Here is a 16,221-nt window from a genome sequence, read left to right as displayed (position 1 = left end):
TCTTTTTTGAAAATGGTATAATATAGTGAGAAGGATAGAGGAGAAGTGTAAATTGATCGCACAACTAGATACAAAAACAGTCTATAGTTTTATGGAGAGCGTCATTTCGATCGACAAGTACGTGAGAGCAGCTAAAGAATTCGGCTACACTCATTTGGCTATGATGGATATTGATAATCTTTATGGTGCTTTTGACTTTCTAGAGGTTACAAAAAAATACGGCATTCATCCTTTACTAGGGCTTGAAATGACTGTGTTTGTAGATAATCAGGAAGTGAATCTGCGCTTTTTAGCTCTATCTAGTGTGGGCTATCAGCAATTGATGAAGCTTTCAACAACCAAGATGCAGGGGGAGAAAAATTGGTCAGTTCTATCTCAGTATCTAGAGGATATTGCGGTAATTGTGCCTTATTTTGATGGACTGGAGTCGCTAAATCTAGGCTGCGATTACTATATTGGCGTTTATCCAGAAACACTGGCAAGCGAATTTCATCATCCTATTTTGCCACTGTATCGGGTCAATGCTTTTGAAAGCAGAGATAGAGAAGTTCTGCAAGTATTAACTGCGATTAAAGAAAATCTACCACTCAGAGAAGTTCCCTTGCGTTCAAGACAAGATGTCTTTATATCAGCAAGTTCTTTAGAAAAACTATTCCAAGAACGCTTTCCTCAAGCCTTGGACAATTTAGAAAAACTTATTTCAGGTATTTCGTATGACTTGGATACTAGTCTGAAACTGCCTCGTTTTAACCCAGCGAGACCAGCCGTAGAAGAGTTGAGAGAGCGTGCTGAATTGGGGCTTGCTCAGAAGGGATTGTCTAGTAAAGAATATCAAGACCGTCTAGACCAAGAATTAGCTGTTATTCATGATATGGGCTTTGATGATTATTTCTTGGTTGTTTGGGATTTGTTGCGTTTCGGACGTTCGAATGGCTATTATATGGGAATGGGACGGGGTTCTGCAGTAGGCAGCTTGGTTTCTTATGCCTTAGATATCACAGGGATTGACCCAGTAGAGAAAAATCTGATTTTTGAACGCTTTCTCAATCGTGAACGCTATACTATGCCTGATATTGATATCGATATTCCTGATATTTATCGTCCAGATTTTATCAGGTATGTTGGCAATAAATATGGCAGTAAACATGCTGCTCAAATCGTTACTTTTTCAACCTTTGGTGCCAAACAAGCTTTACGTGATGTCCTGAAACGCTTTGGTGTGCCAGAGTATGAATTATCTGCAATTACTAAGAAAATCAGTTTTCGGGACAATCTTAAGTCGGCCTATGAGGGCAATCTCCAGTTTCGTCAGCAAATCAATAGTAAGTTAGAATACCAAAAAGCCTTTGACATTGCTTGTAAGATTGAGGGCTATCCAAGACAAACCTCAGTCCATGCGGCTGGTGTTGTGATTAGCGACCAGGATTTGACTGACTACATCCCTCTAAAGCATGGTGACGAAATTCCACTGACTCAGTATGATGCTCATGGAGTTGAATCTAACGGGCTATTGAAAATGGACTTTCTGGGATTGCGAAATTTGACCTTTGTCCAGAAGATGCAAGAATTGCTTGCTGAATCAGAAGGTATTCACTTGAAAATTGAAGAAATCGATTTAGAAGACAACGACACCCTAGCTTTGTTTGCGTCTGGTAATACAAAAGGTATCTTTCAATTTGAGCAACCTGGTGCTATTCGCCTGCTCAAGCGTGTGCAGCCTGTCTGTTTTGAAGATGTCGTAGCAACTACTTCCCTAAATCGACCAGGTGCTAGTGACTATATCAATAATTTTGTGGCAAGAAAACATGGGCAGGAAGAAGTGACTGTTCTAGATCCAGCTCTGGAGGATATTTTGGCTCCAACTTATGGCATTATGCTCTATCAGGAGCAGGTTATGCAGGTTGCTCAGCGATTTGCTGGATTTAGTCTTGGGAAGGCCGATATTTTGCGTCGAGCTATGGGTAAAAAGGATGCCTCTGCCATGCATGAGATGAGGGCTTCCTTTATTCAAGGCTCCATAGAAGCTGGTCATACTGTGGAAAAAGCAGAGCAGGTTTTTGATGTTATGGAGAAGTTTGCAGGTTATGGTTTTAACCGATCTCACGCCTATGCCTACTCAGCCTTGGCCTTCCAGTTGGCCTATTTCAAAACGCATTATCCAGCCATCTTTTATCAGATTATGTTGAATTCTGCCAACAGTGATTATGTAACAGATGCCTTAGAAGCAGGTTTTGAAGTAGCCCCATTGTCCATTAATACTATTCCCTATCACGATAAAATTGCGAACAAGTCTATCTATCTAGGTTTGAAATCGATTAAGGGGCTCAGCAAGGATTTGGCGCTTTGGATTATTGAACATAGACCTTATTCTAATATTGAAGATTTTTTAGCTAAACTACCTGAGAATTATTTGAAACTTCCCTTGATGGAACCTTTGGTAAAAGTTGGTCTTTTCGATTCATTTGAAAAAAATCGTAAAAAAGTATTCAATAACTTATCTAATCTATTTGAATTTGTGAAAGTATTAGGAAGCTTATTTGGAGAGACCATCTATAGTTGGCAAGATTCGGAGGACTGGACGGAGCAAGAAAAATTCTACATGGAACAAGAGCTCCTAGGAGTAGGCGTCAGCAAACATCCACTACAAGCTATTGCAAGTAAGGCTATTTATCCGATCACTCCTATTAGTAATTTATCAGAAAATAGCTATGCTATTATCTTGGTTGAAGTTCAGAAGATAAAAGTAATTCGTACCAAAAAAGGTGAAAATATGGCTTTCTTACAGGTGGATGACAGTAAGAAAAAATTGGATGTTACCCTCTTTTCAGATTTATATCGACAGGTTGCTCAGGAAGTAAGAGAAGGAGCCTTCTACTATATTAAAGGGAAAGTCCAGTCACGTGACGGTCGTCTGCAAATGATTGCACAAGAAATAAGAGAAGCAGTGGCTGAGCGCTTTTGGATTCAGGTGAAAAATCATGACTCGGATCAAGAAATGTCACGTATTTTAGACCAGTATAAAGGCCCAATCCCAGTCATTATCAGGTATGAAGAGGAACAGAGAACAATTGTTTCTCCCCATCATTTTGTAGCTAAATCTGATGAATTAGAAGCGAAATTGAATGGAATCGTTATGAAAACGATTTATCGCTAAAATTACGGAAAATAGAAGAATTTTCAACGTAAATGTGGTATAATCAGTAAGAATGTTAAAAGAAAAAGGAGCATAACCAATATGAAACGTATTGCTGTTTTGACTAGTGGTGGAGACGCCCCTGGTATGAACGCTGCCATCCGCGCAGTTGTTCGTCAAGCAATTTCAGAAGGAATGGAAGTGTTTGGTATCTATGATGGATATGCTGGTATGGTTGCCGGTGAAATTCATCCCCTAGATGCAGCTTCAGTAGGGGACATCATTTCTCGTGGTGGTACTTTCCTTCACTCAGCTCGCTACCCAGAGTTCGCTCAACTTGAAGGGCAACTTAAAGGGATTGAGCAATTGAAAAAACACGGGATTGAAGGTGTAGTTGTTATTGGTGGTGACGGATCTTACCACGGTGCTATGCGTTTGACTGAGCATGGCTTCCCAGCTATCGGTCTTCCAGGTACAATCGATAACGATATCGTTGGTACTGACTTCACAATCGGTTTTGACACAGCAGTTACGACTGCTATGGACGCTATCGATAAGATTCGTGATACATCATCAAGTCACCGTCGTACATTTGTTATCGAAGTTATGGGACGTAACGCAGGTGATATCGCTCTTTGGGCAGGTATAGCAACTGGTGCTGATGAAATCATCATTCCTGAAGAAGGCTTCAAGATTGAAGATATCGTAGAAAGCATTAAATGCGGTTATGAGTGTGGTAAAAAACACAATATCATCGTCTTGGCAGAAGGTGTGATGTCAGCAGCTGAATTTGGTCAAAAACTAAAAGAAGCTGGGGATACAAGCGACCTTCGTGTGACAGAACTTGGACATATTCAACGTGGTGGTTCTCCAACTGCGCGTGACCGTGTTTTGGCGTCACGTATGGGTGCCCATGCTGTTAAACTTCTTAAAGAAGGTATCGGTGGTGTTGCGGTTGGTATCCGTAACGAGAAAATGGTTGAAAACCCAATTCTTGGAACTGCAGAAGAAGGAGCATTGTTTAGCCTTACTGCAGATGGTAAGATTGTGGTTAACAACCCACACAAGGCTGACCTTGAGCTATCTAGCTTGAATAAGAGCTTGTCATAATTTATAATTTAGTTAATAAGACCAAAAAGGTCATATATAAAGGAGTCACAAAAATCATGAATAAACGTGTAAAAATCGTTGCAACTTTGGGACCTGCGGTAGAAATCCGTGGTGGTAAAAAATTTGGTGATGACGGATACTGGGGTGAAAAACTTGATGTTGAAGCTTCAGCTAAAAACATTGCCAAATTGATTGAAGCTGGTGCTAACACATTCCGTTTCAACTTCTCACACGGTGACCACCAAGAACAAGGTGAGCGTATGGCAACTGTTAAACTTGCAGAAAAACTTGCAGGTAAAAAAGTTGGTTTCCTTCTTGATACAAAAGGACCAGAAATCCGTACAGAATTGTTCGAAGGTGAAGCTAAAGAGTATTCATACAAAACTGGTGAGAAAATCCGTGTTGCAACTAAACAGGGAATCAAATCAACTCGTGATGTGATTGCATTGAACGTTGCTGGTGCTCTTGATATCTATGATGATGTTGAAGTTGGTCGTCAAGTTTTGGTTGACGATGGTAAACTTGGTCTTCGTGTGGTTGCTAAAGATGATGCAACTCGTGAATTTGAAGTTGAAGTTGAAAACGATGGCGTAATTGCTAAACAAAAAGGTGTTAACATCCCTAACACTAAAATTCCTTTCCCAGCTCTTGCTGATCGTGATAACGATGATATCCGCTTCGGTCTTGAACAAGGTATCAACTTCATCGCGATTTCATTCGTACGTACTGCTAAAGACGTTAACGAAGTTCGTGCAATCTGTGAAGAAACTGGAAATGGACATGTTCAATTGTTCGCTAAAATCGAAAACCAACAAGGTATCGATAACTTGGATGAAATCATCGAAGCTGCTGATGGTATCATGATCGCTCGTGGTGACATGGGTATCGAAGTACCATTCGAAATGGTTCCAGTTTACCAAAAAATGATTATCACTAAAGTCAATGCTGCAGGTAAAGTTGTTATCACTGCAACAAACATGCTTGAAACAATGACTGAAAAACCACGTGCAACTCGTTCAGAAGTATCAGACGTATTTAACGCTGTTATCGATGGAACTGACGCAACAATGCTTTCAGGTGAGTCTGCAAATGGTAAATACCCACTTGAGTCAGTAACTACAATGGCTACAATCGACAAGAACGCTCAAACTCTTCTTAACGAATACGGACGTTTGAACTCAGATTCATTTGAACGTAACTCTAAGACAGAAGTAATGGCTTCAGCTGTTAAAGATGCTACTAACTCAATGGACATTAAATTGGTTGTAACTCTTACTAAGACAGGTCACACTGCACGTTTGATCTCTAAATACCGTCCAAATGCTGATATCTTGGCATTGACATTCGACGAATTGACAGAACGTGGGTTGATGTTGAACTGGGGTGTTATCCCAATGTTGACAGACGCTCCATCTTCAACTGACGATATGTTCGAAATCGCTGAACGTAAAGCAGTTGAAGCAGGACTTGTACAATCTGGTGACGATATCGTTATCGTAGCTGGTGTACCAGTTGGAGAAGCTGTTCGTACAAACACAATGCGTATCCGTACAGTACGTTAATCTAACATTAAAAAGCCTATCATATCAAGCTTTCTAGCCTGTATGATGGGCTCTTTTTTTGTCTATGGAGCACAAATGGGGCAAAACTTTTTACTTTCGATTTAATGCGACGGTATCAAGTTCGTCAAGTACAGCTTGCTCCATGCCTTTTGTAACGTGTGTATAGATCTGATTGGTAGTTTTTCGGATTTATGCTCGAACTGTGACATGATAGCTTTTAAAGTTATGTTGTTTTTTACGTAAATTTCATAAAATATTTAGTTAAGATAGAGATAAAAAATAACTCCCTGATGACTCAAGGAGTTATTACTATCTAAATTAGTTTTTAGAAGCAGCTTGGAATTCTGGGTTTTTCCATGCTTCGTCAATAATAGCTTGTAATTCATTTGCAGATGCTTGCATTTTTTGAGTTTCTGCGTCGTTCAATGGGATATTTACTGGACGAACAATACCATGTGCACCAACAACAGCTGGTTGACCGATAAAGACGTTTTTAACTCCGTATTGACCTTCTTGGAATACTGAAAGTGGAAGTACTGCGTTTTCATCGTCAAGGATTGCTTTAGTAATACGAGCAAGGGCTACTGCGATACCGTAGTATGTTGCACCTTTTTTGTTGATGATTGTGTAGGCTGCATCACGAACACCTTCGAACAATTCAATCAATTCAGCTTCTTGAACATTTTGAGTATCCTTAAGGAATTCTTCAAGGTTTACACCAGCGATGTTAGCGTGTGACCAAACAGCGAACTCAGAGTCACCGTGTTCACCCATAATGTAGGCGTGCACTGAACGAGCATCAACATCCAATTTTTCAGCAAGAGCTTGACGGAAACGAGCTGAGTCAAGTGAAGTACCTGAACCGATAACGCGTTCTTTAGGGAATCCAGAGAATTTCCAAGTTGAGTAAGTCAAGACGTCAACTGGGTTAGCAGCAACAAGGAAGATACCTTTGAAACCTGATTCAACAACTTGAGTTACAATTGATTTGTTGATAGCAAGGTTTTTACCTACAAGGTCAAGACGAGTTTCACCTGGTTTTTGAGGCGCACCTGCAGTGATTACAACAAGGTCAGCGTCTGCACAGTCAGAGTATTGAGCTGCATAAATTTTTTTAGGTGAAGTGAAGGCAAGGGCGTGACTAAGGTCAAGCGCGTCACCAACAGCTTTTTCATGCAATTGCGGAATTTCGATAATTCCAAGCTCTTGTGCAATTCCTTGGTTAACAAGTGCAAAAGCGTAAGAAGAACCTACAGCACCATCACCGACAAGGATAACTTTTTTGTGTTGTTTAGTTGAAGTCATTATTCTAAACATCTCCTTAATTTTATTCAGGGATTTCCCCAGTTATTTCAATTTTATCACTTTTGAAAAGCTTTGTCACGGATATACATTTCAGTTCTTGATGTAAACGTTTTAGTGGTTTTAGATACCTGAAATATAGCGGACATTATGGTATAATATAGTTAATTACTAATAGTGAAATGAGGCATTTATTAATGCAGGATAGAAATTTAGTGAATGTCAATCTGACAAAGGAGATGAAGACGAGCTTTATTGACTACGCTATGAGTGTTATCGTAGCGCGGGCTCTTCCTGATGTTCGAGATGGCTTGAAACCCGTCCACCGTCGGATTCTCTACGGAATGAATGAACTGGGTGTTACTCCAGACAAACCCCATAAAAAATCTGCTCGTATTACAGGGGATGTCATGGGTAAATATCACCCACACGGGGATTCCTCTATCTATGAAGCCATGGTCCGTATGGCTCAATGGTGGAGTTACCGTTACATGCTTGTAGATGGTCATGGGAACTTTGGTTCCATGGACGGTGATGGTGCTGCCGCCCAGCGTTACACTGAGGCACGTATGAGCAAGATTGCTCTGGAAATGCTTCGTGATATTAACAAAAATACAGTTGATTTCGTTGATAACTATGATGCCAATGAACGTGAACCCTTGGTCTTGCCAGCACGTTTTCCTAATCTTTTGGTTAATGGAGCAACTGGTATTGCGGTTGGGATGGCAACCAATATTCCACCTCATAACCTTGGTGAAACCATTGATGCAGTGAAGTTGGTCATGGACAATCCTGAAGTGACCACTAAGGACTTGATGGAAGTCCTGCCTGGACCAGATTTTCCAACTGGTGCTCTTGTTATGGGGAAATCAGGTATTCATAAGGCCTACGAAACAGGTAAAGGTTCTATTGTCCTTCGTTCTCGTACTGAAATTGAAGAAACTAAGACTGGCCGTGAGCGTATTGTTGTAACAGAATTTCCTTATATGGTCAATAAAACAAAGGTGCATGAGCATATTGTTCGTTTGGTTCAGGAAAAACGTATTGAGGGTATTACTGCAGTTCGTGATGAATCAAACCGTGAAGGGGTTCGATTTGTTATCGAAGTTAAGCGCGATGCCTCAGCCAATGTTATCCTCAATAACCTCTTCAAGATGACCCAGATGCAAACTAACTTTGGTTTCAATATGCTTGCTATCCAAAATGGTGTACCGAAGATTTTGTCCCTTCGTCAGATTTTGGATGCTTATATTGAGCACCAAAAAGAAGTGGTTGTTCGTCGGACACGTTTTGACAAGGAAAAAGCGGAAGCGCGTGCTCATATTTTAGAAGGTCTCTTGATTGCGCTAGACCATATCGATGAAGTGATTCGTATCATCCGTGCTAGTGAAACGGATGCGGAAGCACAAGCTGAGTTGATGAGCAAGTTTAAGCTTTCTGAACGTCAAAGTCAAGCCATTCTTGATATGCGTCTTCGTCGTTTGACAGGTTTGGAACGCGATAAGATTCAGTCTGAGTATGATGACCTCTTGGCTCTGATTGCAGATTTAGCAGATATTCTTGCTAAGTCCGAACGTGTTTCTCAAATCATCAAGGATGAATTAGATGAAGTCAAGCGTAAGTTTGGTGATCAACGTCGTACGGAATTGATGGTCGGTGAAGTCTTGAGTCTTGAAGATGAGGATCTAATTGAAGAAGCTGATGTCTTGATCACTCTTTCTAATAAAGGATACATCAAACGTCTGGACCAAGCTGAGTTTACTGCTCAAAAACGTGGGGGGCGTGGTGTTCAAGGTACAGGTGTTAAGGATGACGATTTTGTTCGTGAGTTAGTGTCAACTAGTACCCATGATCACCTACTCTTCTTTACAAATAAAGGACGGGTCTATCGCCTGAAAGGATTTGAAATTCCTGAATATGGCCGTACTGCTAAGGGATTGCCAATTGTCAATCTTTTGAAATTGGATGAAGGTGAAAGTATTCAGACCATCATCAATGTTGAATCTGAACGCAGCGATGACGCTTATCTCTTCTTCACAACCCGTCATGGTATTGTGAAGAGAACCAGCGTTAAGGAATTTGCTAACATTCGTCAAAATGGACTTAAGGCTTTAAACCTCAAGGATGAAGATGAGTTGATTAATGTCTTGCTGACAGAAGAGGACACGGATATTATCATTGGTACCAAGTTTGGTTATTCAGTTCGCTTTAATCAATCAGCCGTTCGTGGTATGAGTCGTATCGCCACTGGTGTGAAAGGTGTTAACCTTCGTGACGGAGATACAGTTGTTGGTGCTAGTGTGATTACAGACCAGGACGAGGTCCTTATCATCACAGAAAAGGGGTATGGTAAGCGCACAGTTGCGACCGAATATCCAACTAAAGGTCGTGGTGGTAAAGGGATGCAAACCGCTAAGATTACAGAAAAGAACGGTTCTCTTGCTGGTCTTATGACCGTTAAAGGCGATGAAGATTTGATGATTATCACTGATACTGGTGTCATGATTCGAACCAACGTTGCCAATATTTCACAAACAGGTCGCTCAACTATGGGAGTTAAAGTGATGCGCCTGGATCAAGATGCTAAAATTGTAACCTTTACTACGGTTGCAGCAGCAGAAAAAGAAGAAGTTGGGACAGAAAACGAAACAGAAGGTGAAGCATAATGTCTCATAAAAAGAATAAAAAGAAAACAAACCGTAAAAATTTACTAATCAATATCTTGGCAGGATTCTTAATCATCTTGTCAATAGCTTTGATTTTCAATTCAAAAATTCGTGATATGTTCATGGTTTGGAATACGAATAAATACCAAGTCAGCCAGGTATCAAAAGAAAAATTGGAAGAAAATCAAGATACAGAAGGGAATTTTGACTTTGATTCCGTAAAAGCCATCTCGTCAGAAGCTGTCTTATCCTCACAATGGGATTCGCAAAAATTGCCAGTTATCGGTGGAATTGCTGTCCCTGAGGTAGAAATTAACTTGCCTATTTTTAAGGGACTGGATAATGTCAATCTCTTCTATGGAGCTGGTACAATGAAGCGTGATCAAGTGATGGGGAAAGGAAACTATTCCCTTGCGAGCCATCACATCTTCACGGCGGAAAACGCCAGCCAAATGCTCTTTTCTCCATTATCACGCGCTAAAAATGGGATGAAAATTTATCTAACTGATAAGGATAAAGTTTATACCTATGAAATCCGTGAAGTGAAGCATGTGACCCCCGATCGCGTTGATGAGATTGATGACCGTACTGGAGTTGATGAAATCACACTTGTAACCTGTGTTGACTATGATGCGACAGAACGTATTATCGTCAAAGGTGACTTGAAAGATACAAAAGATTATTCACAAACACCTGAAGAAATTCTAACAGCTTTCAATCAACCATATAAACAACGTTATTAAAGATAAAATCAGTAAAATCTTAGGTTTTACTGATTTTTTATAGATTGCGTTTCAAAATAAACTGTTATGAAATACAGAAAACGTTTCCTTAATTCTAAAGTTTGTGATATAATTATCAGGTAAAAAAATTTTAGGAGTTTATTATGGTTTCTTCAGAATTTATCTCAAAGATTGAATTTGCTTGCAAGAAGAAAGAAAGTCTTTATAGTCAGAGCAAATTTAAGTATGCGATTCGTTCTATGTTCGCAGGTGCATTTTTAACCTTCAGTACAGCTGCTGGTGCAGTTGGGGCTGATTTGATTAATAAAATTGCACCAGGTAGTGGACGTTTCCTCTTCCCCTTTGTCTTCGCTTGGGGCTTGGCCTACATTGTTTTCTTGAATGCTGAGTTGGTAACATCAAACATGATGTTTTTAACTGCTGGTAGTTTCTTGAAAAAAATCTCTTGGAGAAAAACAGCTGAGATTTTACTTTACTGTACCTTATTCAACCTTATCGGAGCTTTAATAGCAGGTTGGGGCTTTGCCCACTCAGCAGCTTATGCACATCTGACTCACGATAGTTTCATCTCAGGGGTTGTTGAGATGAAGTTAGGCCGTTCAAATGAATTAATCTTGCTTGAGGCGATTTTGGCAAATATTTTCGTAAACATTGCCATTCTTTCATTTGTTTTGGTCAAAGATGGTGGTGCCAAACTTTGGCTTGTGTTATCAGCAATTTACATGTTTGTATTCTTAACAAACGAACACATTGCGGCGAACTTTGCTTCTTTCGCGATTGTAAAATTCAGTGTTGCTGCTGATTCAATTGCTAACTTCGGTGTTGGAAATATGCTTCGCCACTGGGGTGTAACCTTCGTTGGGAACTTGATCGGAGGAGGCCTCTTGATGGGTCTTCCATATGCCTTCCTCAATAAAAATGAAGATACTTATGTAGATTAAGAAAATGAGCACGATTGAGTCGTGCTTTTTTCATTTTTAAAATAAGGTAATAGTTATTTATTATACCAAAATATAGAAAGCTAATATTTGTAAACTATACCTTAAGGTGCTACAATATCCTTAATCAAACTATTTGGAGGTCGCCCTATGACTCGTGATTTTAAATTTGAAACTTTGCAACTGCATGCTGGTCAAGTTGTGGATCCAGCTACCAAGTCTCGTGCAGTACCGATTTATCAAACAACATCCTTTGTTTTTGATGACACGCAGGAAGGTGCAGATCTTTTTGCCTTGAGAAAGCCAGGTAATATCTATACTCGTATTACAAATCCTACAACAGCTGCTTTTGAAGAAAGAATTGCAGCTCTCGAAGGTGGTGTTGGAGCTCTTGCAACAGCATCAGGTATGGCTGCAGTTACTTATACGATTTTGGCTCTTGCCCATGCGGGTGACCATGTTGTAGCGGCCTCAACTATTTACGGCGGAACCTTCAATCTCTTGAAAGAAACACTTCCTCGTTATGGAATCACAACAACCTTTGTGGATGTGGATAATTTGGAGGAAGTGGAAGCAGCTATCAGTGACAATACCAAACTTGTCTTGATTGAAACCTTGGGGAATCCCTTGATTAACATTCCTGACTTGGAAAAATTGGCTGAGATTTCGCATAAACACAAGATTCCTCTCGTTTCAGACAACACTTTTGCCACACCATATTTGATTAACGTTTTCTCTCACGGTGTAGATATTGCTATTCACTCTGCGACTAAGTTTATTGGTGGGCATGGTACGACTATTGGAGGAGTGATTGTCGATAGTGGTCGTTTTGACTGGGCGGCTTCAGGGAAATTCCCTCAATTTGTTGAGGAAGATCCAAGCTACCACAATTTGAGCTATACTCGGGATGTGGGTGCAGCAGCCTTTATTATCGCTGTTCGTGTTCAATTGCTCCGTGATACAGGTGCAGCCTTGTCGCCATTTAATGCCTTTCTCTTGCTCCAAGGACTTGAAACCCTTTCTCTTCGTGTCGAACGTCATGTGCAAAATGCAGAGAAAATTGTTGATTTCCTTGTCAACCATCCTAAGGTAGAAAAGGTAAACTATCCAAAACTTGCAGACAGTCCTTATCATGCCTTGGCTGAGAAATACTTGCCAAAAGGTGTGGGCTCAATCTTTACTTTCCATGTCAAAGGTGGGGAGGCAGAAGCACGCAAGGTTATTGATAATTTGGAAATCTTCTCTGACCTTGCAAATGTGGCAGATGCCAAGTCTCTTGTTGTTCACCCAGCAACAACTACTCACGGTCAATTGTCAGAAAAAGACCTGGAAGCAGCTGGCGTCACACCAAACCAAATCCGCTTGTCTATCGGTCTTGAAAATGTAGAAGATTTGATTGAAGACTTGCGCTTGGCCTTGGAAAAAATTTAAAGAAAAAGAAGTTAAACGGTGGGTTTCGACTCACTGTTTTTGATTTTCCCTCAGGCATGATATAATGGTTACAGAAGCCTAGAAAGAGGAACGATATGAACGAAATCAAATGTCCCAACTGTGGAGAAGTCTTTACAGTAAATGAAAGTCAGTATGCTGAACTTTTATCCCAAGTGAGAACAGCAGAGTTTGATAAGGAATTGCACGATCGCATGAAGCAGGAACTGGCCTTGGCAGAGCAAAAGGCCATGAATGAGCAACAGACTAAACTGGCTCAAAAAAACCAAGAAATTGCGCAATTACAGAGTCAAATCCAAAACTTTGATACAGAAAAAGAATTGGCCAAGAAAGAGGTTGAACAGACAAGCAATCAGGCCTTATTGGCTAAGGATAAGGAAGTACAGGCCTTGGAAAACCAATTGGCTACCTTGCGTTTGGAGCATGAAAATCAACTACAAAAGACCCTTTCTGACCTAGAAAAAGAACGCGATCAGGTCAAAAATCAGCTCCTATTACAAGAAAAAGAAAACGAGCTTTCTCTTGCTTCAGTTAAGCAAAACTATGAAGCCCAGCTCAAAGCAGCGAGTGAACAGGTCGAGTTCTATAAGAATTTCAAAGCCCAGCAATCTACAAAAGCCATCGGGGAAAGTCTGGAACAGTATGCAGAGAGTGAGTTTAACAAGGTCCGTAGTTTCGCCTTTCCAAATGCCTACTTTGAGAAGGATAACAAGGTCTCTGCGCGTGGGTCTAAGGGGGACTTTATCTTCCGTGAGAGTGATGAAAATGGAGTGGAAATCATTTCCATCATGTTTGAGATGAAAAATGAAGCGGATGGAACAGAGAAGAAGCACAAGAATGCAGATTTTTACAAGGAATTAGACAAGGACCGTCGGGAGAAGAACTGTGAGTATGCGGTTTTGGTGACTATGCTTGAGGCCGATAATGACTACTTTAACACAGGGATTGTTGACGTGAGTCACGAGTATGAAAAGATGTATGTGGTTCGTCCTCAATTCTTTATCCAGTTGATTGGGCTCTTACGGAATGCGGCACTTAATTCCCTAAAATACAAGCAGGAGTTGGCCTTGGTTCGGGAGCAAAATATTGACATTACGCATTTTGAGGAAGACTTGGATGCCTTTAAGCTAGCTTTTGCTAAGAACTATAATTCGGCTTCGACCAACTTTGGTAAGGCAATTGATGAAATTGACAAGGCTATCAAACGCATGGAAGAGGTTAAGAAATTCCTGACAACATCTGAAAACCAACTCCGTCTAGCTAATAACAAATTAGAAGATGTTTCTGTTAAAAAATTGACCCGAAAAAATCCAACCATGAAAGCGAAATTTGAAGCATTGAAGGGGGAGTAAGATTAGCTTAGAAACAGGGATTTATATGAAAAGAGCTATAGAAATTATTAGAACATGGTCAGCTGATAAAATAGAATTAATTTTTCTTAAAAGCTGGAGCTACTTTGCTAGCTCATTTAGCTAGTTTGTTTGTATAAATTAGTTTGTAATTTTTTATAGGAGTTTTTTATGTTAGATAATATTTCTAAGAATATCTCGAATTGGTCATCAGGTCAAATTTGCAGTATACTGGAGGTTTTTATTTTATTTTATCTACGTTGGATAATTATAGCAACAGCAATTAGTTTATTATTCGTAAAATCAACCGTCGTTACTACATTATTGCTCATATTTCTAACATTACTGACTATTATCGTTGTAATAACTCATTTTTTAGTAAATCATGTTGCAGAAGTTATTTTATACGAGCAAGTGAATTTTATAAAATATATTTCTCTTTTAACTGAAACTTATGAAAGGCGGCCTGATAATAAAACAGGGAATTTAAATGCCTTAAATCTGGGTTTAGCTAGGTGTGCTTTCTATCAAGGGAATTTTAGTGAGGCAATCCAATATGCTGAACGAATAAGAGTTAAAAGTTCTAAATTGAATTTGAAACGTATTTATGAACTAAACATCGTATTTATAGAATCATTATCATACCTTCATTTAAGGGAGACGGATGAAATTTCTAAACTTTTAGTTTCTTATGATTGGGAAAAAATTAAAAGAATTGATAAAAATAGAATGTTGGATTTAATTGAACCAGTATCAAAAATACTCAATGGAGAAGTTACAGGCTACTTCGACACCACCGAACCAGAAAATAAATTAGCTCGAATCATGTTCTCTTATTACGGAGCTCTCAATGCTCAGCTAAAAGGAGATGAGGCTCGTGCCCGAAGTTTGTTTGAAAGCATTGCCCATGAAAATCCAGAACTCTTTTGTGTTCAGGAAGCTAGGAAGTATTTAGGAGAATGAGCAGATATAGTTTTAAAATCTGTCTAAGATAGAATATGTTGATGTAAAGTGAAAAGGGAATTAGAAAGCAAAAATGAACGGTATTATCAACTTAAAAAAAGAAGCGGGGATGACCTCGCATGATGCGGTTTTTAAACTGCGTAAGATTTTGGGAACCAAGAAGATTGGTCATGGTGGGACCTTAGATCCGGATGTAGTGGGTGTTTTGCCCATTGCGGTTGGCAAGGCGACACGTATGGTCGAGTTTATGCAGGATGAGGGTAAAGTCTATGAGGGAGAAATCACTCTTGGTTATTCCACGACGACTGAGGATGCCAGTGGGGAAGTGGTCGCAGAGACACCTGTTTTATCGCCCTTGGATGAAAAGCTTGTTGATGAAGTAATTACGAGCTTGACTGGGCCTATTACCCAGATTCCGCCTATGTATTCTGCTGTTAAGGTCAATGGTCGCAAGCTCTATGAGTATGCGCGTGCTGGACAGGAAGTAGAGCGCCCAGAACGTCAGGTGACTATTTATCAATTTGAACGAACAAGTCCGATTTCTTATGAGGATCACCTCGCACGATTCACTTTTCGTGTAAAATGTAGCAAGGGGACTTACATCCGTACCTTGTCTGTTGATTTGGGAGAAAAATTGGGTTATGCGGCCCATATGTCTCACTTAACACGTACTAGTGCAGCTGGTTTGCAACTAGAAGATGCTCTTACCTTGGAAGAAATTGCTGAAAAAGTGGAGGCTGGTCAATTGGACTTTCTTCATCCTCTAGAGATTGGGACAGGCGACCTTGTCAAAGTTTTCCTAACTCAAGAAGAGGCTGCAGAAGTGCGCTTTGGTCGTTTTATCGAACTCGAACAAACAGAACAAGAATTAGCTGCCTTTGAAGATGATAAATTACTAGCTATTCTAGAAAAGCGAGACAATTTATACAAGCCAAGGAAGGTTTTTAGCTGATCTAACTGGGGTGTAGGGAGTGTTGTTTCCCCTAGACTATTCAAACCAGACTAT

At 40.0% G+C, this 16,221-nt stretch carries 11 protein-coding genes; 10 read left to right on the top strand and 1 reads right to left on the bottom strand.

Annotated elements, in window-relative coordinates; all coding sequences use genetic code 11:
• The first annotated feature begins 52 nt into the window (after nucleotides 1–52).
• The 3 genes from B7703_RS08915 (at nucleotide 53) to pyk (ending at nucleotide 5,805) form a co-directional block, all read left to right on the top strand.
• Nucleotides 53–3,154 carry a DNA polymerase III subunit alpha gene (locus B7703_RS08915; RefSeq protein ID WP_192851976.1) on the top strand — a complete coding sequence of 1,034 codons (3,102 nt, stop codon included), beginning with the start codon at nucleotides 53–55 and terminating at the stop codon, nucleotides 3,152–3,154.
• An 81-nt stretch (nucleotides 3,155–3,235) separates the two neighbouring features.
• Entirely contained in the window at nucleotides 3,236–4,243 is a 1,008-nt protein-coding gene (gene pfkA / locus B7703_RS08910; protein WP_000820863.1) for a 6-phosphofructokinase, read from the top strand.
• 56 nt (nucleotides 4,244–4,299) lie between these two features.
• The gene (pyk, locus tag B7703_RS08905; RefSeq protein WP_020902894.1) at nucleotides 4,300–5,805 is read left to right on the top strand and encodes a pyruvate kinase; all 1,506 of its coding nucleotides are present in this window, start codon (nucleotides 4,300–4,302) and stop codon (nucleotides 5,803–5,805) included.
• Nucleotides 5,806–6,123: 318 nt separating this feature from the next.
• On the opposite strand, the gene B7703_RS08900 is transcribed toward pyk, so the two are convergent.
• A complete protein-coding gene (locus tag B7703_RS08900; RefSeq protein ID WP_000204729.1) occupies nucleotides 6,124–7,110 on the bottom strand; it encodes an L-lactate dehydrogenase in 987 nt (328 codons plus the stop codon).
• Between the two features lie 194 nt (nucleotides 7,111–7,304).
• On the opposite strand from B7703_RS08900, the gene gyrA reads away from it, so the two are divergent.
• From gyrA to truB, 7 genes are all read left to right on the top strand, one after another.
• A complete protein-coding gene (gene gyrA / locus B7703_RS08895; protein ID WP_084924503.1) occupies nucleotides 7,305–9,773 on the top strand; it encodes a DNA gyrase subunit A in 2,469 nt (822 codons plus the stop codon).
• Nucleotides 9,773–10,516, top strand: coding sequence for a class A sortase (locus B7703_RS08890; RefSeq protein ID WP_023947195.1), 744 nt, complete (start codon nucleotides 9,773–9,775; stop codon nucleotides 10,514–10,516). The genes gyrA and B7703_RS08890 overlap by 1 nt, the downstream gene beginning before the upstream one ends.
• Before the next feature lie 143 nt (nucleotides 10,517–10,659).
• A complete protein-coding gene (locus B7703_RS08885) occupies nucleotides 10,660–11,457 on the top strand; it encodes a formate/nitrite transporter family protein (RefSeq protein ID WP_033677042.1) in 798 nt (265 codons plus the stop codon).
• 147 nt (nucleotides 11,458–11,604) lie between these two features.
• Nucleotides 11,605–12,885, top strand: a complete 1,281-nt coding sequence (locus B7703_RS08880) for an O-acetylhomoserine aminocarboxypropyltransferase/cysteine synthase family protein (RefSeq protein WP_084924501.1) — start codon at nucleotides 11,605–11,607, stop codon at nucleotides 12,883–12,885.
• Nucleotides 12,886–12,980: 95 nt separating this feature from the next.
• Nucleotides 12,981–14,255: a DUF2130 domain-containing protein gene (locus B7703_RS08875; protein ID WP_084924499.1), complete on the top strand. Its 1,275-nt coding sequence runs from the start codon at nucleotides 12,981–12,983 to the stop codon at nucleotides 14,253–14,255.
• A gap of 168 nt (nucleotides 14,256–14,423) precedes the next feature.
• Nucleotides 14,424–15,215 (top strand): hypothetical protein, encoded by a 792-nt coding sequence (locus tag B7703_RS08870; protein WP_084924498.1) that lies wholly within the window; start codon nucleotides 14,424–14,426, stop codon nucleotides 15,213–15,215.
• A gap of 73 nt (nucleotides 15,216–15,288) precedes the next feature.
• A complete protein-coding gene (truB, locus tag B7703_RS08865) occupies nucleotides 15,289–16,167 on the top strand; it encodes a tRNA pseudouridine(55) synthase TruB (protein ID WP_084924496.1) in 879 nt (292 codons plus the stop codon).
• Nucleotides 16,168–16,221 lie beyond the last annotated feature (54 nt).

Origin of the sequence: Streptococcus mitis (assembly GCF_002096735.1) — a bacterium.
Taxonomy (GTDB): domain Bacteria; phylum Bacillota; class Bacilli; order Lactobacillales; family Streptococcaceae; genus Streptococcus; species Streptococcus mitis_CZ.
Note: the sequence above shows the minus strand (reverse complement) of the source record. Positions and strands in the feature narration are given on the sequence as shown.